Below are 24,879 nucleotides of genomic sequence, written 5' to 3'. Positions count from 1 at the left end.
GATGAGAGTCAAACAGCACACAATTAAAAAACAGGTCACAGTATCAGGAGTTGGATTGCATACTGGTGTTATATCAAATATGACATTTATGCCGGCGCCTCCAAATCATGGATATAAATTCCAAAGGATTGATTTAGAAGGCTTACCTACTATAGATGCAGATGTTGACAATGTAGTGGACGTGTCTAGAGGTACTACCTTGGAACAAAGCGGAGCAAGAGTATTTACCGTTGAACATGTTCTTGCCTCTTTGGTTGGTCTTGAAATTGACAATGTGCTGATTCAGATTGATGGCCCTGAACCTCCAATATTGGACGGTTCATCCATACAATTCATTAATGTTTTAGAAGAGGCAGGTTTTGAAGAACAAAATGCATTGAGGAGATTTTTTGAAGTTCCCGAAAGCATTACCTATAGGGAACCTTCCAGGGAAGTGGAAATGGCGGCTTTGCCTTTGGATGATTACAGGGTAACTGTAATGGTAGACTATAATTCACCGGTACTTGGAAGTCAACATGCTTCAATTACCAATATAAGTCAGTTTAAAACTGAAATAGCTTCCTGCAGGACTTTCTGCTTCCTGCATGAATTGGAAATGCTATATAGTCAGAATCTGATAAAAGGTGGTGATTTAAACAATGCCATTGTGGTTGTTGACAGGATTGTTGAAGATAAAGAATTGGAACACCTGGCCAAAATGTTCAATAAGAAAAAGGTTGAAGTCCGAAAAGAAGGTATCCTGAACAATGTAGAACTGAGGTATAAAAATGAACCAGCCAGACATAAACTGCTGGATGTAGTAGGTGACTTGGCTTTGGTTGGTAGACCACTTAAAGCCCAGATTCTGGCGGCTAGACCGGGCCACGCAGCGAATGTAGCCTTTGCCAAAAAGATAAAAAGAGCCATGGAAAAAATGGGACCCTTACATATACCCCATTATGACCCAAAACTTCCCCCTGTTCTTGATATTAATCAAATCAGTAATATTCTTCCGCATAGATATCCTTTTCAGCTTTTGGATAAAATTATCTATTTGGATGAGACAGTGGTTGCAGGTGTAAAAAATGTGACTATCAATGAACCGTTTTTTTTAGGGCATTTTCCCGGCAATCCGGTTATGCCCGGAGTTCTTCAGGTTGAAGCTATGGCTCAAACAGGTGGAATATTGGTACTGAGTACTGTTGATGACCCGGAAAAATATTGGACCTATTTTTTAAGTATTGAAAGCTGCAAATTCAGAAAAATGGTATTACCAGGTGATACTTTAGTCTTCAAATGTGAATTGCTTGCTCCGATAAGAAGGGGGATAGCAAAAATGAAAGGTGAGGCCTTCGTTGGTAACACTTTGGTTTGTGAGGCTGTTATGACCGCAAGCATTGTCAGAAAAGAATTATGATCAGTCAACTAACATATATTGCCGAAAATGCTATCCTTGGAAAAGATGTCCATATAGACCCTTTTTCTATGATCCACGAAAATGTTGAAATTGGTGATGGTACATGGATAGGATCAAATGTCACCATATTTCCAGGTGCCAAAATAGGTAAGAATTGTAAGATTTTTCCTGGCGCGGTCATATCTGCGATTCCACAAGACCTGAAGTTCCAAGGTGAAGATTCTACCGTGGAAATAGATGACAATACAACAATCAGAGAATGTGTAACTGTGAGCAGGGGCACCATAGATAAAAGAACCACCAAAATTGGAAAAAACTGTTTGTTAATGGCCTATGTCCATATCGCCCATGACTGTTTGATTGGCAATAATGTCATCATAGCAAATGCTGTTCAAGTTGCTGGACATGTTTCCATTGACGATTGGGCCATTGTGGGTGGAAGCAGTGCGATTCATCAATTCGTGAAAGTAGGCATGCATTCCATGATTTCCGGCGGATCTTTGGTTAGGAAAGATGTACCCCCTTTTACCAAAGCAGCAAGAGAACCTCTCAGCTATGCAGGAGTTAACAGCCTCGGACTAAGAAGAAGAGGATATTCCAGTGAGGCCATCAGCCACATTCAGGAAGTGTATCGATACCTTTTTTTAAATAGCCTTAATAACAGCCGTGCACTGGAAGAAATTGAAATCAATCTTCCTGCAACAAAAGAACGAGATGAAATCATCAATTTTATCAGATCTTCTGAAAGGGGTGTGATGAAAGGATATATCAGCTAAATGAAAATTAAGCTGGAAAAAGCATCGAAAAGATTTCAATTTGATTGGATCTTTAAAGATATTTCCCTTGAAATAGCCCCCTTTTCCCATTGGGCAATAACAGGTAGCAACGGTTCAGGGAAATCGACATTTTTGAAATGTCTTTCTGGCTTACAGCCCCTGACCGAAGGAAAGATCACTTACTTTTTCGAAGAAAAAGAAGTTTCAGATGCTGACATTTTCCGACATCTGGTAATGAGTGCTCCTTATATGGAATTGCCCGAAGAATTTTCTCTACTGGAATTGATTAATTTCCATTTTAATTTCAAATCACCTAAAGAGTCCTTGTCCATTGAAGACATGATGGATATCATGTACCTAAAAGAACATAGAAATAAGCCGGTTTTTCAATTTTCATCAGGAATGAAACAGCGCCTAAAGCTAGGTTTATGTTTTTTTTCAAAAGTTAATTTGATTCTTTTGGATGAACCCACCTCCAATCTGGATAAGAAAGGAATAGACTGGTATTTGCATTTGGTAAAAGAATTTTCGAAGGACAAAACACTTTTTGTCTGTTCCAATGACCCAAAGGAATACGACTTCTGCCCGAATCAAATCCATATTGAGGATTTCAAGCTAAAGAACAGGCTTTGATTATTGAACCTAATTATTAAATTTACAAAAATTATTAAAATATTCTTATATGAAAAAGTTGATCTTAACCATCATAATCGCCGGATTAGTCCCTTTTATTTTTTCCTCTTGTGGTGATAATGAAGGAGACACAGAGCCACAAAAAACTCCGGAAGAGTTGGCTATAGAGGATTTGACAGGTGGTTCTTCCCTGACATGGGTAATCGCAGGTGGTGGGTCTGTAATCCGTGATGGAAGATCCGAAACAAACATCTATCAGGATTTTGAACTTACTCTGACCGCATCAAGCAAACCATATAGTTCCATCAACAGTAATGAACTTTTTGATGCCAATGGAAACTGGAGTTTTGTGGGAACCAATTTGGATAAAATCACCCTTTCGGGAAGCAAGCCTGCTTCGGAAAGAGAAATTTCATTCACTAGAACAGGTAATGATCTGAGGTTGGTTTTTTCCATCACTGTACCCGGTGCTGAAGCTTTCCCAAGTGGAGCAGTGGCTGGCAATTACACTTTCAACTTAAAGAAAAAATAGGCATTTATCTGTTGGTTGATTTTTTCCAAATAAATTGGAAGAAATCAACCAACAGTTTCACCTTATATTTCTGATATTTTTTTAGATATCGTTATCCCTTTAAAGTGACCAAAGTAACTCCAGCACCTCCGCGGTCTGCATGTTCATCTTCCATTTTTGCAACTTGAGACATACCTTTCAAAAGATTCCTGGTGATTTCTCTCAATATGCCGTCGCCTTTTCCATGAACAATGCGCAAATCCTTTAGTCCAAGCATATACCCATCGTCTAGAAAACTCTGAACAACAGGAAGTATTTCTTCTCCTCTTTTCCCTCTGATATCAAGATTAGGTGAAAAATCCAACATTTTTGAATTGGTATCAAATCCAATTCTTTTGGAATATGTTTTTTTCTCTTTTTTCATTTCAGTATTGGAGATTTTTTCCAATCTCGTCAGCTTTACTGTTGATTTCAGTTCCCCAATACTTACTTCAGCTTCCTTTTTTCTAATAGCCAAAACTTCCGCTACAGCACCATTATCCTTAACTCTTACAAAATCACCGACATGGATCTCTCCTCCAATAACTTTAATCACCGGATCATGGATGATTGTTTTTTCCGGCTTGATTCTTTTCTTTAGTTCCTCGATCTCGACCCTGGCTGCTTTGGCCACTTCTTTATCTGCTTTATTTTCTTTTATGGTTCGGATTGTGGTTTCTATTTTTTTGTTGACCTGATCCAGAAGTGCTTTCGCCTCTGCTTTGGCTTCTTGTATATATTTCTTCTTATTTTGGTCTATGGTCTCTTTGAGCTGGGTGTACTCCTTCATTCTTTGGTCAAGAAGTCGCTCTTTTCTTTGATTCTCATTGACCAATTGGTCATATTTAGTGACCTGATTCTCCAGTTTATTAAGCATTTTGTCATACTTTACCCTTTCCTCTCCTATCTGTTCTTTGGCATAAGCAATGATATCTTTCGAAATCCCGATTTTTGAAGCAATCTCCAAAGCAAAGGAACTACCTGGCTTTCCTATATCAAGCTGGTACAAAGGCTCCAATTTATCGACATCATAACGCATGGCGCCATTTACCAACCCTTGGCTTCTGGAAGAAATTTGCTTTAGGTTACCATAGTGGGTAGTAATCACCCCATAAGTACCAAGTTGATTCAACGCCAAAAGAATTCCTTCCGCAATGGCCCCACCAAACTGTGGTTCTGTACCTGTCCCAAATTCATCTATGAAAACAATGGTCTTTTTATTTGCAAACTCAGTGAAAAATTTCATGCTCATCAAATGAGAGCTGTAAGTACTGAGATCGTTTTCAATATTCTGTTCATCACCGATATCTATAAAAAAATTATCAAATAAAGTACAGACCGAATGGCTGTCCAAAGGGATCAACAATCCACATTGGAGCATATATTGCACCATAGCTACTGTTTTTAAAGTCACTGACTTTCCTCCGGCATTTGGGCCTGAAATAACCAAAAGTCTTCGGTTATGGTCCAATTGGATAGTCAAAGGGACGATTTTTTTGCCTGCTTGCTTTAAGGCTGATTCAAGCAGCGGATGTCGGGCGTTGTACCACTCCATCTGCCTGGTTTTGGATAGCGTGGGTTTGGAAGAACCTGTTTTGATGGCAAACTTTGCTTTTGCCCTAATAAAATCAACCATTCCTAAAAAATGATAGGCCCTCCTTAATTCGGGAATGTTTGGTCTAAGCTGATCGGTGAGCTGAGTGAGAATCTTCTGAATCTCTCTACGCTCCATATATTCAAGATCTTTCAGCTCATTATTGATATCCAAAACTTCTGCCGGTTCAAGAAAAACCGTCTGACCCGTTGCAGACTCATCATGGATGAATCCTTTGATTTTTCTTTTGTTTTCGGCCAGAACAGGAATCACCATTCTACCGCCTCTTATGGTCACAGAGGCGTCCTCAGGAGTAAGTCCTTTGGCCTTTGCCTCTCTGAATATCCTGTCCAGAACTTTTCTCAATCTGTTTTCTTCGTATAGAATCTGCGACCTGATAAGAGACAATTCCTGCGAGGCATTGTTCCTGACTTTACCTTTTTCGTCAATGATCCTTTCAATTGCCTTTAACAAGGTATTGTCCAGATTTACCAAACCTAAAAGCTGGAATAGATTCGGATAGTCTTCTTCATGATCCCTGAAAAAATCAATGCATCTGCTAAGCGTAAAGAGAGACAATCTGATTTCATGAAATTCTTCTTCATAAAGAAAATTGTATTCAATTCTGGCCTTTTCGAGATAGGGGTAAATATTGGTAAAATTCGAGGAGGGGAACAACTCACCTGATTCGATGATCTTTTTGAACTCATCTGTTTGGGTCAAAAGCTTGGCCACAAGATTCGGATCTTTGGAAAAGCTCATTTTTTGGACAAAATCAACTCCTAAAGGCCCAGAACACTCTTCTTTTAGAAGCTCTCTGATTTTGATGAAGTTGATTTTTTCTTCTATATTTTTTGGATAAAGCATTTTAGGATTTACTCAATTCTGGATTTTTCTTTTACATGAAGGGAATCTATGGTTCTGGCGTATAATCTATCCATGACCTTGATGTCACGTAAATAAAATTCCAGGCTCTTTTTAAAAACTGAATCGGAAATCCCATGTTTTTTAAAAATCTCAGTTTCAAAATAGGGATAAAGCAATCTGGAAGAATCGTAATGGATAGGAAATGTACTGACGAGTCCCTCTGTCATATGGATATCAACAAGGACTTCAACCATTTTATCCTCGTCGAGGATATCTTCCGAAAGCTTGTTTTCACCACAGGATAGAAGAACAAAAAACGATAATAGAAGGATAAGTTTATTTTTCACATTTCAAAATTAATCAAATCCTGCAATCAACAAGAAGATTTAACATCGATACCTTTACCCTATTATCAAATAACGTTTTTTAATTCAATTGAGAGCCTTAATTTAGGCCTTTGAAATTACAGACATGAATCAGATTCTAAAGAAATTACGCCGGTACGAAATCATGATCCGAAAGGTGGTGAACAATCAGCTCCAAGGCGATTACCAATCGGTTTTCAAGGGAGCTGGTTTGGAGTTTGATGATCTTCGACCCTATCAATATGGAGATGACGTACGGACGATAGAATGGAAGGTCTCTGCAAAAGGACATGGCACCTTTGTCAAAACATTTAAAGAAGATAAGGACCAATCAGTTTATTTTTTGCTTGACATCAGCGGTTCTCAGGATATAGGGGAATTAGGGAAGAAAAAAATTGACAGCAGTAAGGAAATTGCCGGAGTACTAACTTTGGCGGCTATCTATGAGGGCAGTCAGGTCGGATTGATTTCTTTTTCAGATCAAAAAGAAAAAATCTTACTCCCCGGAAAAGGACCGAAACAAGGTGTCAAAATCATACAGGGAATCTTTGGACATGAAAACAAATCATTGAAGACCAATCTTAATGATATGTTTACCTTTGCATTGAATCTGATTAAAAAACGCAGTATCATTATTGTCGTTTCTGATTTTATAGATGAGGGATATGAGCGGCCCTTCAAGGCATTGGCGGATAAGCATGATCTTATTGCCATTCAGATTACCGATCCTAGGGAATCCGCTTTACCTTCTTTGGGGATTATTCCCATATATGACAAAGAACAAGGAAAAACTACTTGGGTAAATACTGCATTTGGTAGTTTTTCAAGAAAAATCTTGGATACATTTACCTCAGAAAGAGACCACTTGAAAAACATATGTAAAAAAAACCAAATAAATTATTTGGGAATCAGTACCAAGGATGATATCGTTTTACCTTTAGTAGAATTATTCAAAAACCGTAACAGATCAATGAAACGTGGGTAGGATCATATTCTTTATCAGCAGCATTTTATACTTTAACTTTACCCTCCATTCCCAAGCTCAGGATATAGAGGTAGAAGGTTATTTCCAACAGGACTCTGCCAAACTGGGAGAGCGGGTAGGATATGTATTGAAAGCCAAATACAAAGAAGGTATCAACTTGGTTTTCCCTGATTCCACTTATGATTTCACACCTTTTGTATTGTTGGAAAAGAAAACCTATATATCCAAAACAATTGATGAAATCACTTTGGACAGTGCGGTCTACTATGTCTCCAACTTTTCTCTCGATCCGGTTGCTACGTTGTCCCTTCCTGTTTATGAGGTTTTTCGGTACGACAGTCTTGAACATCGACCCTTGGAAGCAGGTCTGGCTTTGAAACTAACTATTGATCAAATACCTGAAGAACTCAATTTCAGAGATAATAACGTCTATCAACCCATCCCCACAGAATTCAACATCCTGATACTGATTGCAGCATTAGTGGCCTTGGTAATTATCTCAGGGATTGTTTTAATCTTTTTTGGAAAAAAAATCCGGCATCAGTACCAGATTTGGTTGGAAAAAAGGAAATACAAAAGATTTTTGCAAAAATGGCAACATGCTGAAACTGCATTTTCAACAAATCCAGATATGAGTCAGGCAGATGAACTCCTAGGGCTTTGGAAGGCATATATGGAACACCTGAGAGAAAAACCATTCCGAGAGTGGACCACTACGGAGATTTCAGAATTCCTGGACAATAAAGAAATCATCAAGGATTTCAGAGCTATAGAAATGGTTATTTATGCCGGAAAAGAAGGGAAGGACATTTTGGAAACCTGCACCAATCTCAAAGATATCTGTACAGATTCTTTTAAGAAAAAGATAACAACACAAGATGAACCCAAATAATATTTCAGATTTTTTTTCTTTGTTTTGGTTTTACCCTGAGACTTTCCGCTCTTTTGAATGGGAAAATTTATGGGCGCTTCATCTGATTTGGATAGCTCCGCTTATAATATTATTGAGAAAATTTATCAAGTTTCTGAAAAACCCGGTATTGGAACTTTCATTGCCCGGTTCAGTTTCTCAAAATAATCCCTGGACATATCTCAGGTTAATTCCCGGATTGTTTTTCGTTCTTGCAGTCTGGCTGATGGTCATCGCACTGGCAAGGCCGCAAAAAACCAACGAAAGGGTGGAGCAGTATACAGAAGGAATTGATATCATGCTGGTCATGGATATTTCTGAATCCATGGATCTGCAGGACTTCAAACCCAATAGACTGGAATCTGCCAAACAAACGGCCACAGATTTTATCAATGGCCGTTTTGGGGATCGGATCGGAGTAGTGATTTTTTCGGGGGAAGCGTATTCTTTGGCTCCCCTGACCAATGACTATCCCTTGCTTACAGACCTCATCAAAGATATTTCATTCAATATGATGGATGCCAAGGGTACTGCTATTGGAAGTGCGCTGGCAGCAGGAACCAATAGAATCAGGGAATCTGATTCCAAAAGTAAGGTGATGATTCTGCTCAGTGATGGAGAAAACAATGCTGGCAACGTGGACCCTTTATATGCCGCACAATTAGCGTCTGCCATGGATATAAAGATATATACCATAGCTGTCGGTAAAGACGGAATGGTACCTTATGGCGTGGATTTCTTTGGAAGACCCCAAATGATCGAAAGCTATTTGGACGAAACTACTTTGAGGGAAATTGCCAGAATAGGTGAAGGTAAATTTTTCCGTGCCTCAGACGGCAATGCTTTGGAAGAGATCTTTGATCAGATCAATGAAATGGAAAAAGCCGAAATCATTGAATCCCGATACAAGGAAACCGTGGACTATTACAGGGTTTATCTGTTTTGGGGAATAATTTTGATTCTGATTTGGCTGGGATTGAAGAGTTCCTTCTTTAATAATTTCCTATTGGATTAAAACCATTTACCTATCTACCCAAGTCTTACGCTTCCACTCCTCCAACCTTTTATCCATCACCTGAAACCACAAAGCCGGAAACAAGGCCAAAATGATCATGGCGGAATAGCCCTGCGGCAATTGAGGGCTTTCATCATAATGGTTGAGAATCTGATAGCGCTTGTAGGCAAAAGCATGATGATCTGAATGCCGCTGCAACTGAAATAACAGGAAATTGCTGACCATATGACTGGCATTCCAGGAATGTAATGGGGTGACTTTTTCATATCGCCCATTTGACAATTGCTTTCGGGACATGCCATAATGCTCTATATAATTGACCAATTCCAAAAGACTGAAAGCAAAAAAGCTCTGCACAAAAAAGAAAACCGGTACCTCCCAAGTAAACCTGTTTTGAATCTGAGAAAAAACCATGGTGAAAAATCCAATAAAAAGTATTGGTGCTAAAATAAATTGAATCATTTGATTTTGGACAGACCAGAAAGAAACACCTTTTTTCTGCAACCTCTCTTCTTCTAAATGGATTGCACTGAAAAACCCATCCTTCACCGACCTCCACCAAAAACTATAGAATGTCTCTCCAAATCTACTGGTAGCCGGATCATCAGGTGTCGCAACACGCACATGGTGACCTCGATTATGTTCTATGAAAAAGTGCATGTAACATACCGTCATTAGGAGAACCTTTGCATAGAACTGTTCCAATTTTTCTGACTTATGCCCCAATTCATGAGCAACGGTAATTCCTATTCCTCCTGTTACCAAGGCCATACCGGTACTGAAAGCGAGCCACTCAGCAAAGGATAGCGTTTTTGAAGATATTACAGAAAATCCCCATACCAATATACCTAGTTGAACATATACCCAAACGAATGTAACCATGCTGTAAAATTTTTCTTTTGAAACTGCTGAAATCTCACCTTCGGGAACATTTGACTTATCGGTTTTAATCAGGTAATCCATGAGTGGAACGAGGATGAATACAAATGCATGAATGATCAACATATTCCATCCTCCCAAGTAAAATCCAACCACCAACAAAACAGGGAGAATAAATGCAGAATAAAATCCGATTTTTTTCAAATGCTTCATGCCATCAAGTTAGATAATCATGACCAAAAAAAGAAACATCAAATTCATATCATCTTTTAGAAGTTGTCTGATTTTATTCTGCAAAAATATCCTTTGTCAGGTCCTCAAAAAGAATATAAGTAGCATAATACGTGACCGGAACGGTGACCAATAATCCTAAGAAAAAGGACATTATTCCCAAAACATTGATCACAATAACGACCAATGTAAACAAAAAGAATTTAAGCCAACGAACGGTGATCAATTTCCTGCTTTCTTCCAAGGCGGTCCAGAAATCAAAACCTCCAAACAACGCCATCAACACAGAAAAACTATAAGCTACAGCAAGATAAATACCCGGAATCACAAATAGAACCAATCCGAAAGCCGTAATTATCTGGCCTATCAGCCAAATTGAAAACACAGGAATATAGAAATTGAATCCTTTAAAAAAATCCGGGTACACAACTTGTTGTTTCATTGAGATTTTATTGGCCACAAGGTAAAACCCGGAGTATAAAGGCGGTGCAAGAAAGATCCCTTGTAACAACGCAAAATCTTTGAGGTATAAAATCGCCAGAAGTTGTAAAGAAAATATGAACATCATAAATGCAGAACTTTGTAAGGGCTCTTTCAAATACATTTGCCAGGCACGTAAAAAGATATCTTTGATATCAAAGTCATATCCTCTTTCTCTTAATAATGCCAATTTCTCTTTGCTCATGAATTTTTTGATTTTTCACAATAAAGGCAAGGAAAATGTCCTTGCCTTTACTTTTTATCAATTATTTGAATTATATATAAATTAGACCGTAAAATTGTATTCTTTGATATTTAATCAACTTAGACTGACTTTCACTCCATCCTAACCATCAATGGTCATCTGAAATTCGGCAACAGTCAAAACTTTCTGTTCTATAAAATATCCGACCTCAATCACCAATTTTCAAACTTCAATCTACTTCGTCATCGCCTCAAGAATATCGTGCTTGGTCACAATATGGACTTGATGATTGTCATCTCTCACAAGCACTGCTTTGGCAGAGTCAAGCATGGAAGACAATACATCCAGAGTACTGTCCAAAGCCACGAACTTCATGGGATCTTCCATTACATCTGCCACTGCTGCATCTTTCAGCTCGGGATTTTCTATAATCTTGGAAAGTAGCTTGCTGTCTGTTATACTTCCGATCACCTGACCATCTTCTATAACCGGAATTTGGGAGACACTTTTACTGTTCATCAGATGAATGGTGTCTTTAACCCTGTCATTTTTATAGGAAACCAACAATTGGTAATTGCCATTTCGGGAAGCGATAATATCCCGGGCAGTTCCAAAAGTTTTGTCTTCCAGAAAACCGTGATTTCTCATCCAGTCGTCATTGTAGATTTTTCCCAGGTATCTTGTACCGTGGTCAGGTAAAATTATGACCATTCTATCACCCTCTTTCAGATTTTCTTTGGCATATTCCAAAGCTCCATGAACAGCAGAACCGCAAGACCATCCAACAAAAAGGCCTTCTTCTTTTGAAAGTCTTCTTGTCATGACTGCGGCATCTTTATCCGTCACTTTTATAAAATGATCAATTAAGGAGAAATCAACATTTTTGGGTAAAATGTCCTCACCAATTCCTTCTGTCAGGTAGGGATAAACTTCATTCTCATCAAATATGCCTGTCTCTTTGTATTTTTTAAAAACAGAACCATAAGTATCAATACCTACAGTAACAATATCGGGATTTTGTTCTTTAAGGTATTTGGCTGTTCCGCACATGGACCCTCCTGTCCCTACTCCAGCTGCATAATGGGTTATTTTCCCTTCAGTATCCTTCCAGATTTCAGGACCCGTGGTTTCATAATGTGCCAAAGAGTTGGATAGGTTATCGTACTGATTTGGGTAAAAAGAATTCGGGATATCATTATTCAGCTTTCTTGCAACTGAATAATATGACCTTGGATCTTCGGGTGATACATTGGTAGGACAAACAATAACTTCTGCACCCACTGCTTTGAGAATATCGATTTTTTCTTTGGATTGCTTATCGGCCATGGTAAAAATACACCGGTATCCTTTTGCAATTGCCGCTAATGCCAGACCCATCCCTGTATTGCCACTCGTCCCTTCGATGATGGTCCCTCCAGGTTTGAGCAGACCTGCTTCTTCCGCATCTTCCACCATTTTGATAGCCATACGGTCTTTCATGGAATTACCGGGATTGAAATACTCCACTTTTACTAGTATCTCACCTTTGATTCCTTTGTTCAATTTGTTCAGCCTGATCATAGGAGTATTTCCTATGGTCTCAATAATGGAGTTATAAATCATAATATTCGGGTTCGATTGACCCGAAAGTTACGAATATTTTTAAACCTGAGGGAAAATAAAAAGGGCTTTCCAAATAATATTTTGAAACAATGGATTTACTTTCCACCGACTTCAATGCCAATTTTCTCTACAGGAACCGCATATTCCCCAACCAATGCGACTGCACCGTGGATCGCCGTTTCATCCAAATCTGAAATCAGAATTTTGAGGTTTCCGCTTACTGAAGGGTATTTGAAGGTAGCGATAGTCGCCTCCATGCTATCCTTGAAAAATGGATAGGCTTTCCGTATCGAACCACCCAGAACAATTGCCTGTGGCGCAAGCGTATACAAAACATTTTTAATCAATTCACCTAAATGATGTCCGTATTCAGCATAAGCTTCCAAGGCAATTGGGTCTCCTTGATCAGCTTTTTTTGATAATGATTTGGCTTTTGCCTGATACTTCCAGTGAAAAAATTTACCGCTGCAATAGAATTCAAAATCCTTGTCCAAGTAAGGGGCCGAACACCATTCCCCGGCAGCACAGTTGAATCCGCAGTACAGGTGTCCATTGACAATAATTCCTGCACCAAGTCCTGTGCCCAATGTGATACCTACAACATGCTGGTATACCTGCGCTGCACCGAATTTATATTCCCCCAGGGCAAAGCAATTCGCATCATTGTTGATGAATACGGGTTTACAAAATCTTTCCTCCAAAAATTCCTTGAGGAGCACTTTTTTAAATGAAGGGATATTGCCCAAATTGAGCACAATTCCATTATCTGTATCAATCAATCCGGGGATACCTATTCCGATGGCAAAAAAACCATGATGTAGAAAGCTTTCTATAAATCCGGCGATAGTTTCCAAAATAGCCTCTTGACTTTCGTCGGAAGGAGTGGAAATCATTCTGATGTCAGTCAGTTCCGACCCAATAAGTACACCAGCCTTGATATTGGTCCCTCCAATATCCAATCCAAGAATAGGTTTTTCGGTTTTGAGCATACATTTAGTTTTTAAGGCTTTTCAACAGAAAAAGAAGAATGAAAACATTCTCCTTTTTCTGTCTATAGGTTTGAGAAAATACGGTTAGAGCATTCCCTCAATTGATTTTTCCAACTCTCTCGCATGGGCTAGAAATTCTTCTACATTCATGTCTTTGAAAAAGATCAATCCATGACTGGACCTCACTTTAGCTGTATCATGCTGATAAAAGTAATTTTTTCCCAAAAGCAACTGAATATCATTTAATTGTCCTACCCAAGTCCTTTTGGCCACAGTACTGAACTTGCCATTGTGGCTGTAGCTGGGGAATGAGGCATTGACCTGGCTGAGGTAACAATTGGCAAAAGAATCCTCCATGACCGACATGTCTCCCAAAGAAACGGGGACAATCACATTGGCTTCATGGGGTTCAAATTTAAACCAAACATTCCTGTATCCAATAATTCTCAATTCACTCAGGTCCTTTTCCTCTCCCCATTGTCTCACGGCCTCAGCAGTGGCCTGGAGAACTTTGTAGTGAGTGTCCGGACCGGAACCTTCGGGATCAAGTGTCAAGCTTATTTTTGTAGGATTAATACTCTTAAACATTTCCACAATTGGGATTACATCACGCTTTTTATCCGGCTGCTCAGTGAAAATATCCCCGGTGTAGAATCCTAACCTCAAATGGTGTACGTTTTTCACCTGCACACCAAAATGAGCCCAGACCAGTTCTTCCTCAAATTCCCTGATCATCCCTTTCAATTTCTGGATTTTTGAGGGATTCTTTTCACCGTCATAGGAATTCTTCAAAATGCTTATGATATCATTGATGGTTTCCCTGAGTTTTTGCTTGGATTTTACTTCAAAAATATCCACAACAGCTCTCACCACCCTATGACACAAGCCCCTCATTCTTTGGTCAGGATCTTCTGATGCCACATTGGTCAGGAAATGGTACACGTCTTTGTCGGTCTTCAGTTTATACCCGACATCAAAGAAATCTTCATACTTCACCATTTGGATTTCACCTTCATCCAATAGTCTTTTTGTAAGTAGAAGGGTATCAATTACAAATGTATTTGTAACAGCCGTGAACCCGGAAGTCAGCACTGAAAAATGTGCCTCATTGCTATTCTCCTGAAGCTGATTGGTAATATGTGGCAATATCCCCAAAGATATATCGTCATGATGAGGGCCTGTGTGCAGGAGCACCTCGTTTTTTTCCTTTGTAGTACCTCTGTTGATTTTCTCAACTGTACTTTTAATAACCTGATTGACAGTATCTTCCGAAAGACCCGGAATCATTGAGGTGTACTTATCAGCTTTAAGATCTTCTATTTTAAGACGGTGACCGTATTTTTTGATCTTTTTACATAAATCTACGATCGCTCTTTCTGTTTTTTCCCAAGTCCATTCCCCATTTTGGTAATAGGCATCTACTGAATCAGTCAATCTCACCGCCGCGCCCTTGGTCAGGTAAAAACGGCCATTCTTCAGTTTTTGCAAGACGGTACCCGGATAGATATTATTGAGCGGAGTCTCAAGTGAATCTTTGACTATCTGGGCTTTTGCCTCCCCGGCAGCGATGATGATACCTACTGCTTCAGGATTGTGGACAATGGTATCCAATCCAATAGTAATGACCAATCTGTTGGCCGAAATTTCGATTCCACCCAAATCACCTGCTGCTACAGCCTGAGTCTCAAAGTTGGTCTCAGTTAATCTAGTTGTAGAGTAAAGGTGGGATCCCCTGGTATTGAAAGCAATGTGACCATCAGGTCCAATGCCTCCCAAGAAAAATCCTATACCTCCAACGTCCCTGATTTTTTTCTCATATTGACCGCACCAATGGTCTATCATGTAAATGGATTTCTGTTGAATTTTTTCCAGATTATTGATAGGTTCCCGGAATCTCAAGGAAAGGTCTACTTTAAGGTCAGGAAAAACTTCTTTGAAATGCTTACCATCTGCCAAAGGTATTTCATCTGAATTGATCAAAATCGCCTTTTCCTTATTCAGTCCAAATCCTTCTAAATAGAATTTGTTGACATAGTCAAAAAAGCTGTTTTTCTGCTTGGATGATATGGGGTAAAACTCATCGATCTGTACAAAAGTCAGATCTTTCAAAACAGGCTTTTTTACTCCTGAAAGGCCATATTTTTCCCTGACGTCCTTCCCCTTTTTGCTGTCCCAATTTTCCAATAAAAACTGGGTCCATTTAATGAAATATTCCGGTGTTTTTCCTGTAGGCAAACTGATGACCCCATTGGGATTTTCAGCTGCCCATTCCAAAAACCTACAGGCAGTGATCAATCCCAACTTGGGAAAATTATCTACCGTAAGGTAAGGAATCAATGTGCTGATTTTTTCAACACCGGATTCTTTGAGGAATGCTTTTTCTACTTCGGAAAGCGGATAATTGCTAAGCATATTTATGAGTTTTTAGAGTTATTGTCAATCTAAGTACTTCTGATCAGCATTTAATTTTAAAACCAATTTAATTGAATATCAATTACAATTTATAATTTGGAAATATTCAAGTAATCAAGAATTTTAAATGGATAAATTTCAAATATATTCCTAAATATTAACATGAAATAAATTACGTCTAGACATTATTTTAGGTACAAAATAAAAAAACTTTTGTTTTAAATCATAGACTTTTATAAAAAATTTAAAAAAGATATTTTCTATTTTCTAAAATATATTTTTAGTGAATTCTATTTTAATTTTCAACTGGAATTCCTTGATCACTTTAAATATTTCTACCAATGTTGCCATTTGTACTTTGGTCAGTTGATTGATACTTACAAAATTCTTTGGTTCTTCCTCTTTTTCTATCATTTGTAGGGCTTGTTTTTCAAGTCTCAAATTCATGAGGTAATAATAAGCATGGTACAGTTCCTGCGATTCGTTGGCCGAAAACACCCCTTTTTCCTCTAAAGCCTCAATTCTTTTCCCGGTATTGGTTTCAAAAATCCTATGCTTCAAAGCAAAAACCCTTGCCAAATCAACAATCGGGGTCATTGTTTTCTTGATATTAAAATGTTTCTCACCATCGATTTTAAATGTCCTGATGTTTTTGAAAAAGGTCAACGGGGCCTCATATTGCAGGGCATTGGCTCCCATATTGATAAAAAACCGTTCGGGAGGATTCTGAAGTTGAGTATCCATAAATTCTTTCAGGGAATCCAAAAGACTAAAATCTCCATAAATAGGCCTGCAATCAAAAAAGGTGGCATACTTCAAAACGGTTTCCTGCGTAGATTCCTGAATCCAGGATTCGTAATTTCTTTTCCAATGTGACAGGGAATGCGTCCATTTGGGATTTTTTGCCATAAACCCACCTTTACAAAAAACTATCCCAACATGATCCAAAGAAGCCGATACGATTTCGGCAAATTCCAAAAAATAGGCCCTCACCATTTCTCGGTGTTCATTGGCCTTGTCTTCATAGATAATGGCATTATCTTGATCGGTTTTTAGGGTTTGTTCAGCCCTTCCTTCGCTTCCCAAAACAAAAAAAACAAAATTGGCCGGCGGGGGGCCTATATCCCTGATGGTATTTTCAATTATCCGTAAGGAAATGGCATCGGTAACAGTAGTGATAATCTGATTGATGATCTGTGCTTTTAAGCCCTTGGAAACCAATTGATGGATAATCTCCGGTACCTGTGCCCATTTCTCTTTCAGCTCATCTTTATGCATGGCCTGCTTTACTGATTGAATAAAAATAAATGGACCTTGAGACTGCTCTGTCAAAATTTTATTCCTACTGATCCATCCCAAATATCTACCGGAATCCTTTACCAACAAGTAGCGGGTTTTGGTCTGAAACATCATTAACAATGCTTCATATAAAAATGCCTCTTTGTGGATAAAAATGATATTTTTATCCATAATTTCACCTACGGGAATCTCATAGGAAAGACGTGCAGCCACCACTTTATCTCTAAGCGTAATATCAGTGACGAAACCTTTGATTTCTATATCGGATTCTCCAATAAAAAGAATGGAGACCTTCTCTTTTGCCATTATCTGCGCAACTTGATACAAGGGAACGTCCCAATGGCAAATGCGTAATTTTCGTAAATGGAGGTCTTCTACCTTTCTGGTGTAAAAATGTTCAGTATTGAATTCTTTTGTAGCTATCATGCAGGCTTCATCTATCCATGGTGAAAATAATTAAAATTGTTAAATTCGACTATGATAATCATAATAACAGGAGTTTCGGGCAGCGGAAAAACTACTTTGGGCACCCACTTAGCCAAAAAACTTTGGCTTCCCTTTTTTGATGCAGACGATTTCCATCCTACTTCCAACATTGAAAAGATGTCCAACGGCATTCCTCTCAATGATCATGACCGGATTCCGTGGCTGGAGCACCTTGCTGATAAAATTCAGGAATGGGAAGCTTCAGGAGGCGGTATATTAGCTTGTTCTGCCTTGAAGGAACAATATCGGCAGATGCTTCAGGTAGTCCCTCAAATACTTTGGGTCCATCTCAAAGGTAGCAAGGAATTGCTTAACGAAAGAATGATGACCAGGGAAGATCATTATATGAAACCCGGCTTGTTGGAATCCCAATTGGAAACTTGGGAAGAACCTGAATATGGCCTGCATTTGGATGTTATCAAAAAACCCGAAGACTTGTTGGAAATAATCATGCAATCTGAAAAGATAACCTCTCCGGGACTGCATGTTGGCGTAATTGGAATGGGTGTGATGGGAAAAAGTCTGGCCATGAACCTTGCGGAGAATGGTGTTCCGACTGCAGTATTCAATAGACATGTTCCGGAAAAAGAAGAAAAAATCGCCTCCACTTTTGCATCAGAAAATAGCCTATTTCCATTGCTCAAAGGTTTTGATGATTTGGAGACATTTGTGAAGGCTTTGGATAAACCCAGGAAAATACTTTTGATGATTCCTGCGGGAGTTGCCATTGACCAACAAATACAACAATTGGAACCTTTATTGGATCAGGGAGATATTATCATTGACGGCGGCAATTCCTTTTTTGAAGATTCTTCCCGAAGGTTTCAGGATATTAACCAAAAAGGTTTCCATTTTATCCCGATGGGTGTTTCAGGTGGCGAAGAGGGTGCCAGAAAAGGCCCTTCAATGATGCCGGGAGGAAGTAAGGAAGCTTACGACCTTATTGCTCCATATCTAAAAAAAATCGCAGCAAAAGATGCTAATGGAAAGCCATGCGTTGGTTTTATAGGCCCATCAGGTTCAGGTCATTTTATCAAAATGGTCCATAACAGTATAGAATATGCAGAGATGCAGGTCATGGCAGAAACCGTCCACCTGATGAAATATGGATTGAAACTGTCTTATCCTGAAATCTCAAAAATCTTAAAATCCTGGTCGGGCGAAGGATTGAAAAGTTACCTATTGGAAATCACAGCAGATATTTTGGTGACCAAAGAAGGGAAAAATTTTCTCTTGGACATGATCCTCGACAAAGCTGGCCAAAAGGGAACTGGTGCGTGGTCCTTGACTACTGCCTTGAAATACTATGTTCCCTACAGCCCTTTGGCTGAAGCTGTCACAGCCCGTTTGCTTTCCAGCCAAAAAGAGGACAGAGAGGAATTGGCAGCATTGTATGGACACAGATTCGGGGCATTTGCGGAGGATAAAGTTATTTTGTTGGAAAAAGTAAGAAATGCCTATGCCCTCACAAGAATCCTGAACCATGAGGTTGGTTTCAACCTGATGGAACAGGTATCCAAAAATGAAAATTGGAATCTTGAATTCAGTGAAATAGCCCGTATCTGGACCAATGGATGCATTATCAGATCTACCTTGATGGAAAATATGGTTACTCTTTTCAAGGAAAACAGTTCCCTATTGAAAACCAAACAAATCAAAGCCAAGGCAAAAGAATTGAGACATGATTTGGCTTATATAGTGGGCTTGGGTTTGCAGCATGGATTTGCGTTGCCTGTCATGTCTGCAGCTGTAAACTATTTTTATGGAAGAATTACCACGGATTCTTCTGCCAATTTAATACAAGCGCAAAGGGATTTTTTCGGTGCTCATACATATCAAAGAAAAGATGATCCTTCGGGAAAGTTCTATCATTCAGAATGGAAATCATAAAAATCATTGCTGTCAAATAAACCCAAGTATCATGAACACTGCAATCACTAACCTTACCAAAAATCTCCAATTATGCATTGCCATATTATTGTTGTTTTTTAATTCTCCTTTATCCCTTTTTGGACAGGAATATCTTGTCAGAAATATAGATGTCATCAGCATGGAAAATGATCAGGTTTTAAAAGATCATCTTATCCATGTCCAAGATGGAAAAATAGTAGGTGTCTATCCAGCTAATAAAAAACCAAAATTTTCCAAAAAAGTAGTGGAGATAGATGGTAAAGGCGCTTATGCTTTTCCTGGATTGAGTGAAATGCATTCCCATATTCCCACCACGGAAACGGATGACTTCTCCTATATTCAGGATGTTATGTGGCTTTACCTCGCCAATGGCGTCCTCAATGTCAGGGGAATGATAGGGCACCACTCCCATTTGGAACTCAAAAAGAAAATCGATTCAGGTGAAATCACCGGTCCCAGAATTTTTGCTGCCGGACAATCCCTGAACGGCAACTCAGTAGAAACCCCTCAAATGGGGGAAGCTATGGTACGGGAACAAAAAGAGGCTGGTTTTGACCACCTCAAATTACACCCCGGTTTGGACATGCCCAAGTTCTTAGCTATAGCCAATACAGCCAAGGAAGAAGATATCATGTTCGGAGGTCATATTTCCCTGGATGTTGGCTTGGTCAATTCTTTGAATAACGGCTACAGATCCGTGGAACATATGGATGGATATATTGAAGCTTTGGTTACAGACAAGTCCAAATTAGATCCACAAGTCGCAGGTCCATTTAGTATGATGGCTGTCAAGGATGCGGATATGTCCAGAATTCCTTATTTGGTCCAATTGACATTGGACAAGCAAGCGTGGATTGCTCCGACACTAACTTTATTTGAAAGGTTCTTTGGCTATATTCCTGCTGATGAATTCCGCTTGGAACCGGAAATGAAATACATGCCCGGTGTACAAGTACAGCAATGGGTCAATCAGAAAAAACTCCTGGAAAACCAAGGCGTTCTAAAGGAAGAAAATGTCAGACCCTATCTGGAATTCAGAAAGGAAATGCTGATGGCCCTGCACCGTGGGGGAGTGCCCATTATAATGAGTTCTGATTCTCCGCAGGTATTCAACGTCCCCGGATTTTCTATCCACAATGAAATCTATTCCATGAAGGAGGCAGGGATGAGTCCCTATGAAATTCTTGTATCGGGTTCAGTCAATGTTGCCAGGTATTTTGAAAGAGAAGGTGAGTTTGGCCAAATCAAAAAAGGGGCTGCAGCTGATTTTGTTCTGGTAGAGGGAAATCCCTTGAATGATCTTTCCAATCTTAAGAAAGTAAATGGGGTAATGGTCCGTGGGGAATGGATTCCAAAAGATAAATTACAGGCGGAACTGATGCGGATTGAGGAGAAACATGTAAGGAAGTGATGGAATCCAGCTGTCATGTCGGGGGATTTGATACCATTCCCGGTCAGGGGAGAGTAATTGACCAACCAGTCGTTGTCTTTGCTAATGCCATCCAAAACAGTATGGGAAAATGCATTTTAAAATGCAAAACCCAATTGCCCCCTTATTGACATGAAGACTCTTTCTGATATGCTCAGGTAGGTAATCAATCAAGGGGTTTCTGGCCAAGAAATAAAAAAGAGCAATAACCCTAAAAGCAGACTGAAACAAAAAATACCTCCCCCAGTGTGGCTAAAGGTATGCCCCTGTCTCAGGTTGATGAATTTTTCAAAATCGGGAACCAAGCTTCCTACTATCAGGCCGCTCATTACAATTCGAATTTTTTCATTATTGCAGGTGTCAAAGTGAAAATAATAATCAACAGGCCAGTGAAAATCATGACAGGCTGCAACCAAAAATACCGTGTCATGATCAGCTGAACTGTAATCCATGTAATCACAATAATGCCCGAATACAAGGAATATGCCCAGGACCAATGTCTGTTGGGGTAGATATTGAGTACATTAGCCCATCTCCATTCAGGTTTTAAGAGTAACCCAAGAAATGCAAATAAAGGAAGCAAACCACTAAAAATGAATAGTAAAAAACCGGGAATGAGGTAGGAACTGAATGGCGATTGAGAAAGCCATCCGGTTTCCATACCCAGTAAGGAACCATCCGGTTTGAGGATCAACATTCCTCCTCCGGTAATTGCACCTAAACTGAGAAAGAGGTGAAGAGAAAAAAGAAGGTACAGGAAAAACGGAAACTTCATAGTCTAATATAACTTTCAGTATCAAATCCGCCCTTTCTTCTTCAACTCAATATCCGTCAGTTCGGCAATCCTTACGGGTCTTCCGCTTTCAATACTGTTTCTTGCAGCAATTCCCACCAAGATAGACATCGCCCCATCCCTTGTTCCGGCTGATTGACGGTAAGGGTCGGCCATAGTGGGATCTTTAAAGAGTTTGTCTTTTAATCGGGTATCTCCTCCACCATGTCCTCCTCCGCCATGGGGAATAGTGATGATTTCGGTATCTCCAAAGTTTTTGGTGAGCCGAAGCTCATCCTGCGCCATCTCCTGCCAAGGCTGACTTTCCTTGATCCAGGCTTCAAGCCGGCCTTTGGTACCATTGAAGGCGATGCGGTAACCTTCATAAGGTGAATAAGTAGTCAGGGAATATGAAACCTGTACACCGTTCATATACCGGATCTGAACCGCCATTTTATCATAGATATCAATATCTTCTCTGAAAACACAACCGTCTCTAAGGTAACCATCATGTTGCTCATTGTTGACATAAAGATCGACCATATGCTGGCTTTTAGTAATGTCCCAATAAAAATCACAATTGCTCTTATGCGGGCAAGGTCTGCAATGGGTATGGCGGAATTTGCCGTTTTTTCCATAAAACTCAAGTGCTCCATAAGCAAAAACTTCTTCCGGATCAGAATCCAACCACCAATTGAGTAAATCAAAATGGTGTGTGGATTTGTGCACCAAAAGGGTTCCCCCTTTTTCTTTATAGCCATGCCACCTTCTAAAATAATCCGCACCATGGGAAGTATTGAGATACCAATGAAAATCCACAGAGGTAATTTCCCCTATTTCTCCCGAATGCAGGATTTCATGCATACGCTGACGGTGAGGAGAATACCGGTAATTGAATGTCACAATAACCTTTTTCCCTGACTTTCGCTCTGCATCAAGAATGGCCTGACACTTGAACTGATCCGTGGTCATGGGTTTTTCGGTGATCACATTACTCCCAAAATCAAGGGCTTTGATGATGAATTCGTGATGGGTATTATCCACCGTGGTCACAATCACCACATCCGGCTTTCTTTCGGCCAACATCTTATCAAAATCCGTGTAAAGGGGACAGTCCACTCCAATGTGTTTTTTTCCGAATTCCAATCGGCCCGGATTGATATCACAGAGTCCTACAAACTCAATCTGATCAGGATAAATCCTTTGGACTTCCCTGCCAAACATATTGACTCCCCTGATTCCAAGTCCCACCAGGACGATTTTCATCTTTTCATCGGGATTATTATGGAGCGTCAAAGCTTCAGAAATACTGTTTAAAAAAACGGATCCTGCCGCCAAGGTGGCTGATTTTGCCAAAAAGCTTCTTCTTGAGGAATCTGTGATGTCGGTTTTCATGGATTAAGATTTAGGATTGATTCTAAAAATATCAATTTAAATTTTAATCTCCATTCCTTTCACCTTTAAAAATCATGACATTTATCAGTTTCAATTGAAATTCATATCATAAAAACCCGCTCCGAAATATTTCAAATTTGCCAAATAGTTGAAGCTTATGAAAACAGTATCTCCCAGACTTTTGCAAAAGTACAATGTGCCCGCCCCGCGCTACACTTCCTACCCCACCGTTCCCCTTTGGGCCGATGACCTGAATGAAAACGGCTGGATTGGATTGATGAAAAAAGCTTACGAAGACTTTGGCCCAACTGAAGGCGTAACATTATACATACATCTCCCCTATTGCGAAAGTCTCTGCACTTACTGTGGCTGCAACAAGCGCATTACCAAAAACCATGCAGTAGAAACTCCTTACATCACCTCCATTCTGAATGAATGGGATGCTTACCTGAAGATAATTGATGACCAACCAAAACTGGCCGGTATCCACTTGGGAGGGGGTACACCTACCTTTTTCTCACCTGAATCACTCAAAGAGCTATTATCCTTTATTTTGGAAAGTAGTGTATTGATGTCCAATGCTGAATTAAGTTTTGAAGGTCATCCCAATAATACCACAAGAGAACATTTACAGACTTTATTTGACCTGGGTTTCAAAAGGGTCAGCTATGGGATTCAGGATTTCGATTTGGCTGTTCAGAAGGCAATTCACCGGATTCAGCCTTTTGAAAGGGTAAAAGAAGCCACAGAAGTGGCAAGGGAAATAGGCTATGATTCTGTAAATTTTGACCTGATATATGGTCTTCCGCATCAGACTTTAGAGACTATTGAAAACACATTCAAACAGGTCTCCTTGTTAAAACCTGACCGGATTGCATTTTACAGTTATGCCCATCTTCCCGCTGCCTTTCCTGCCCAAAAGAGCTTTGAGCAGTTTTTGCCTTTGGAATCAGAGAAAAGAGTACTCTATGAGAAAGGTAAGGTGCAACTTGCTGCAATGGGCTACCATGAAATCGGCATGGACCATTTTGCTCTTTCAAATGATCCCCTTTACGCAGCCAAAGAGAATAAAACCCTTCATAGGAATTTCATGGGCTACACCACCTCTCCTTCCAAAATCCTGATCGGTTTGGGAAACAGTTCCATCTCAGATGTCTACTATGCCTATGCCCAGAATACCAAAGAAATTGACCTTTACAAAGAACAGATCAGTCTGAAGCACTTTGCGATAAGCAAGGGACATATCATGAGCAAAGAAGACATTGAAACTAGAGAACTCATCCTTAACCTGATTTGCAACCAAAAGGCAACCTGGAATTTCTGTTACTATTCCTTATTGGGCAAGAAAAACTGGGATAAATTGAAAGTATTCAAAGAAGAAGGATTGATAGAATTTGACTCCAAAGGAATAGAAGTGTTTGAAGCAGGACTACCTTTTATCAGGAATATCTGTATGGTTTTTGACTTGAGGATGCAGGAAAAAGAAGAGGCTAAGTTTGGATTCAGTAAGGCAATTTAAGGTTAATTCAAAGATTGAAAGATTTCAAAATTGAAAAATTAGAATCGATAACCCGAATGGTCCGAATGGTTCAAGTCTTTGACTTGGACCACCACATTGCAGTCTTCAGACTGCCGAGCCCAACCTCCCAATACGAAAAAACCCTTTCTTCCTAAATCAGAATCGGATATTCCATAAGT

21 protein-coding genes are annotated in these 24,879 nt (G+C 39.5%); 10 read left to right on the top strand and 11 right to left on the bottom strand.

Annotation, left to right across the window (positions count from 1 at the left end):
* The first annotated feature begins 1 nt into the window (after position 1).
* Genes B9A52_RS11355 through B9A52_RS11340 form a run of 4 tightly spaced genes read left to right on the top strand, consistent with a single transcriptional unit; the run spans position 2 to position 3,337 of the window.
* Entirely contained in the window at positions 2 to 1,396 is a 1,395-nt protein-coding gene (locus B9A52_RS11355; protein WP_084120578.1) for a bifunctional UDP-3-O-[3-hydroxymyristoyl] N-acetylglucosamine deacetylase/3-hydroxyacyl-ACP dehydratase, read from the top strand.
* Positions 1,393 to 2,172, top strand: a complete 780-nt coding sequence (lpxA, locus tag B9A52_RS11350; protein ID WP_084120577.1) for an acyl-ACP--UDP-N-acetylglucosamine O-acyltransferase — start codon at positions 1,393 to 1,395, stop codon at positions 2,170 to 2,172. The genes B9A52_RS11355 and lpxA overlap by 4 nt, the downstream gene beginning before the upstream one ends.
* Positions 2,173 to 2,805, top strand: coding sequence for an ABC transporter ATP-binding protein (locus B9A52_RS11345; protein WP_084120576.1), 633 nt, complete (start codon positions 2,173 to 2,175; stop codon positions 2,803 to 2,805). It abuts the gene before it with no gap.
* A 49-nt stretch (positions 2,806 to 2,854) separates the two neighbouring features.
* Positions 2,855 to 3,337 carry a hypothetical protein gene (locus B9A52_RS11340; protein ID WP_084120575.1) on the top strand — a complete coding sequence of 161 codons (483 nt, stop codon included), beginning with the start codon at positions 2,855 to 2,857 and terminating at the stop codon, positions 3,335 to 3,337.
* 91 nt (positions 3,338 to 3,428) lie between these two features.
* Here the strand turns inward: B9A52_RS11340 and B9A52_RS11335 are convergent, their stop codons facing one another.
* Positions 3,429 to 5,816, bottom strand: a complete 2,388-nt coding sequence (locus tag B9A52_RS11335) for an endonuclease MutS2 (RefSeq protein ID WP_084120574.1) — start codon at positions 5,814 to 5,816, stop codon at positions 3,429 to 3,431.
* A gap of 8 nt (positions 5,817 to 5,824) precedes the next feature.
* Positions 5,825 to 6,163, bottom strand: a complete 339-nt coding sequence (locus tag B9A52_RS11330) for a DUF4296 domain-containing protein (protein WP_084120573.1) — start codon at positions 6,161 to 6,163, stop codon at positions 5,825 to 5,827.
* 124 nt (positions 6,164 to 6,287) lie between these two features.
* Between B9A52_RS11330 and B9A52_RS11325 the strand changes: the two genes are divergently transcribed.
* The 3 genes from B9A52_RS11325 to B9A52_RS11315 are packed head-to-tail and all read left to right on the top strand — an operon-like array spanning position 6,288 to position 9,091.
* A complete protein-coding gene (locus B9A52_RS11325) occupies positions 6,288 to 7,166 on the top strand; it encodes a DUF58 domain-containing protein (protein ID WP_084120572.1) in 879 nt (292 codons plus the stop codon).
* The gene (locus B9A52_RS11320) at positions 7,159 to 8,058 is read left to right on the top strand and encodes a hypothetical protein (protein ID WP_084120571.1); all 900 of its coding nucleotides are present in this window, start codon (positions 7,159 to 7,161) and stop codon (positions 8,056 to 8,058) included. The genes B9A52_RS11325 and B9A52_RS11320 overlap by 8 nt, the downstream gene beginning before the upstream one ends.
* Complete coding sequence (locus B9A52_RS11315) at positions 8,045 to 9,091, top strand: vWA domain-containing protein (RefSeq protein WP_084120570.1); 1,047 nt, start codon at positions 8,045 to 8,047, stop codon at positions 9,089 to 9,091. The genes B9A52_RS11320 and B9A52_RS11315 overlap by 14 nt, the downstream gene beginning before the upstream one ends.
* 6 nt (positions 9,092 to 9,097) lie before the next feature.
* Here the strand turns inward: B9A52_RS11315 and B9A52_RS11310 are convergent, their stop codons facing one another.
* The 6 genes from B9A52_RS11310 to B9A52_RS11285 all read right to left on the bottom strand — a co-directional run bounded on the left by B9A52_RS11310 (position 9,098) and on the right by B9A52_RS11285 (position 17,614).
* A complete protein-coding gene (locus B9A52_RS11310; RefSeq protein ID WP_084120569.1) occupies positions 9,098 to 10,183 on the bottom strand; it encodes an alkane 1-monooxygenase in 1,086 nt (361 codons plus the stop codon).
* A gap of 73 nt (positions 10,184 to 10,256) precedes the next feature.
* Positions 10,257 to 10,886 carry a DUF2189 domain-containing protein gene (locus tag B9A52_RS11305; RefSeq protein WP_084120568.1) on the bottom strand — a complete coding sequence of 210 codons (630 nt, stop codon included), beginning with the start codon at positions 10,884 to 10,886 and terminating at the stop codon, positions 10,257 to 10,259.
* 234 nt (positions 10,887 to 11,120) lie between these two features.
* Positions 11,121 to 12,488, bottom strand: a complete 1,368-nt coding sequence (locus tag B9A52_RS11300) for a cystathionine beta-synthase (protein WP_084120567.1) — start codon at positions 12,486 to 12,488, stop codon at positions 11,121 to 11,123.
* A 95-nt stretch (positions 12,489 to 12,583) separates the two neighbouring features.
* On the bottom strand, positions 12,584 to 13,477 hold the full coding sequence (locus B9A52_RS11295; protein ID WP_084120566.1) for an ROK family protein: 894 nt from the start codon (positions 13,475 to 13,477) through the stop codon (positions 12,584 to 12,586).
* An 84-nt stretch (positions 13,478 to 13,561) separates the two neighbouring features.
* The gene (locus tag B9A52_RS11290) at positions 13,562 to 15,889 is read right to left on the bottom strand and encodes a glucosamine-6-phosphate isomerase (protein ID WP_084120565.1); all 2,328 of its coding nucleotides are present in this window, start codon (positions 15,887 to 15,889) and stop codon (positions 13,562 to 13,564) included.
* Positions 15,890 to 16,156: 267 nt separating this feature from the next.
* Entirely contained in the window at positions 16,157 to 17,614 is a 1,458-nt protein-coding gene (locus tag B9A52_RS11285; protein WP_084120564.1) for a DUF294 nucleotidyltransferase-like domain-containing protein, read from the bottom strand.
* Between the two features lie 51 nt (positions 17,615 to 17,665).
* Between B9A52_RS11285 and gndA the strand changes: the two genes are divergently transcribed.
* Positions 17,666 to 19,564 carry an NADP-dependent phosphogluconate dehydrogenase gene (gene gndA, locus B9A52_RS11280; RefSeq protein ID WP_084120563.1) on the top strand — a complete coding sequence of 633 codons (1,899 nt, stop codon included), beginning with the start codon at positions 17,666 to 17,668 and terminating at the stop codon, positions 19,562 to 19,564.
* Between the two features lie 31 nt (positions 19,565 to 19,595).
* Positions 19,596 to 20,996 carry an amidohydrolase family protein gene (locus tag B9A52_RS11275; RefSeq protein WP_084123477.1) on the top strand — a complete coding sequence of 467 codons (1,401 nt, stop codon included), beginning with the start codon at positions 19,596 to 19,598 and terminating at the stop codon, positions 20,994 to 20,996.
* A 188-nt stretch (positions 20,997 to 21,184) separates the two neighbouring features.
* Here the strand turns inward: B9A52_RS11275 and B9A52_RS26545 are convergent, their stop codons facing one another.
* From B9A52_RS26545 to B9A52_RS11265, 3 genes are read right to left on the bottom strand one after another with little or no spacing between them, the layout of a single operon-like run.
* Positions 21,185 to 21,343 (bottom strand): DUF4184 family protein, encoded by a 159-nt coding sequence (locus tag B9A52_RS26545; RefSeq protein WP_172805202.1) that lies wholly within the window; start codon positions 21,341 to 21,343, stop codon positions 21,185 to 21,187.
* Complete coding sequence (locus tag B9A52_RS25865) at positions 21,343 to 21,789, bottom strand: hypothetical protein (protein WP_172805201.1); 447 nt, start codon at positions 21,787 to 21,789, stop codon at positions 21,343 to 21,345. Before B9A52_RS25865 ends, B9A52_RS26545 begins: the two co-directional genes overlap by 1 nt.
* A gap of 21 nt (positions 21,790 to 21,810) precedes the next feature.
* The gene (locus B9A52_RS11265; protein WP_084120561.1) at positions 21,811 to 23,181 is read right to left on the bottom strand and encodes a Gfo/Idh/MocA family protein; all 1,371 of its coding nucleotides are present in this window, start codon (positions 23,179 to 23,181) and stop codon (positions 21,811 to 21,813) included.
* A gap of 157 nt (positions 23,182 to 23,338) precedes the next feature.
* On the opposite strand from B9A52_RS11265, the gene hemN reads away from it, so the two are divergent.
* Complete coding sequence (gene hemN / locus B9A52_RS11260; protein ID WP_084120560.1) at positions 23,339 to 24,700, top strand: oxygen-independent coproporphyrinogen III oxidase; 1,362 nt, start codon at positions 23,339 to 23,341, stop codon at positions 24,698 to 24,700.
* Positions 24,701 to 24,879: the final 179 nt, after the last annotated feature.

The organism is Aquiflexum balticum DSM 16537 (assembly GCF_900176595.1).
Taxonomy (GTDB): domain Bacteria; phylum Bacteroidota; class Bacteroidia; order Cytophagales; family Cyclobacteriaceae; genus Aquiflexum; species Aquiflexum balticum.
This window is presented reverse-complemented; position numbering and strand designations above follow the sequence as displayed.

Coding starts and splice junctions, on each gene's coding strand:
- lpxA (WP_084120577.1), top strand. CDS start 1,393: ATGATCAGTCAACTAACATATATTGCCGAAAATGCTATCCTTGGAAAA.
- B9A52_RS11310 (WP_084120569.1), bottom strand. CDS start 10,183: ATGAAGCATTTGAAAAAAATCGGATTTTATTCTGCATTTATTCTCCCT.
- B9A52_RS25865 (WP_172805201.1), bottom strand. CDS start 21,789: ATGAAGTTTCCGTTTTTCCTGTACCTTCTTTTTTCTCTTCACCTCTTT.
- B9A52_RS11325 (WP_084120572.1), top strand. CDS start 6,288: ATGAATCAGATTCTAAAGAAATTACGCCGGTACGAAATCATGATCCGA.
- B9A52_RS11295 (WP_084120566.1), bottom strand. CDS start 13,477: ATGCTCAAAACCGAAAAACCTATTCTTGGATTGGATATTGGAGGGACC.
- B9A52_RS11265 (WP_084120561.1), bottom strand. CDS start 23,181: ATGAAAACCGACATCACAGATTCCTCAAGAAGAAGCTTTTTGGCAAAA.
- B9A52_RS11345 (WP_084120576.1), top strand. CDS start 2,173: ATGAAAATTAAGCTGGAAAAAGCATCGAAAAGATTTCAATTTGATTGG.
- B9A52_RS11290 (WP_084120565.1), bottom strand. CDS start 15,889: ATGCTTAGCAATTATCCGCTTTCCGAAGTAGAAAAAGCATTCCTCAAA.
- gndA (WP_084120563.1), top strand. CDS start 17,666: ATGATAATCATAATAACAGGAGTTTCGGGCAGCGGAAAAACTACTTTG.
- hemN (WP_084120560.1), top strand. CDS start 23,339: ATGAAAACAGTATCTCCCAGACTTTTGCAAAAGTACAATGTGCCCGCC.
- B9A52_RS11305 (WP_084120568.1), bottom strand. CDS start 10,886: ATGAGCAAAGAGAAATTGGCATTATTAAGAGAAAGAGGATATGACTTT.
- B9A52_RS11300 (WP_084120567.1), bottom strand. CDS start 12,488: ATGATTTATAACTCCATTATTGAGACCATAGGAAATACTCCTATGATC.
- B9A52_RS11315 (WP_084120570.1), top strand. CDS start 8,045: ATGAACCCAAATAATATTTCAGATTTTTTTTCTTTGTTTTGGTTTTAC.
- B9A52_RS11340 (WP_084120575.1), top strand. CDS start 2,855: ATGAAAAAGTTGATCTTAACCATCATAATCGCCGGATTAGTCCCTTTT.
- B9A52_RS11275 (WP_084123477.1), top strand. CDS start 19,596: ATGAACACTGCAATCACTAACCTTACCAAAAATCTCCAATTATGCATT.
- B9A52_RS26545 (WP_172805202.1), bottom strand. CDS start 21,343: ATGAGCGGCCTGATAGTAGGAAGCTTGGTTCCCGATTTTGAAAAATTC.
- B9A52_RS11285 (WP_084120564.1), bottom strand. CDS start 17,614: ATGATAGCTACAAAAGAATTCAATACTGAACATTTTTACACCAGAAAG.
- B9A52_RS11335 (WP_084120574.1), bottom strand. CDS start 5,816: ATGCTTTATCCAAAAAATATAGAAGAAAAAATCAACTTCATCAAAATC.
- B9A52_RS11355 (WP_084120578.1), top strand. CDS start 2: ATGAGAGTCAAACAGCACACAATTAAAAAACAGGTCACAGTATCAGGA.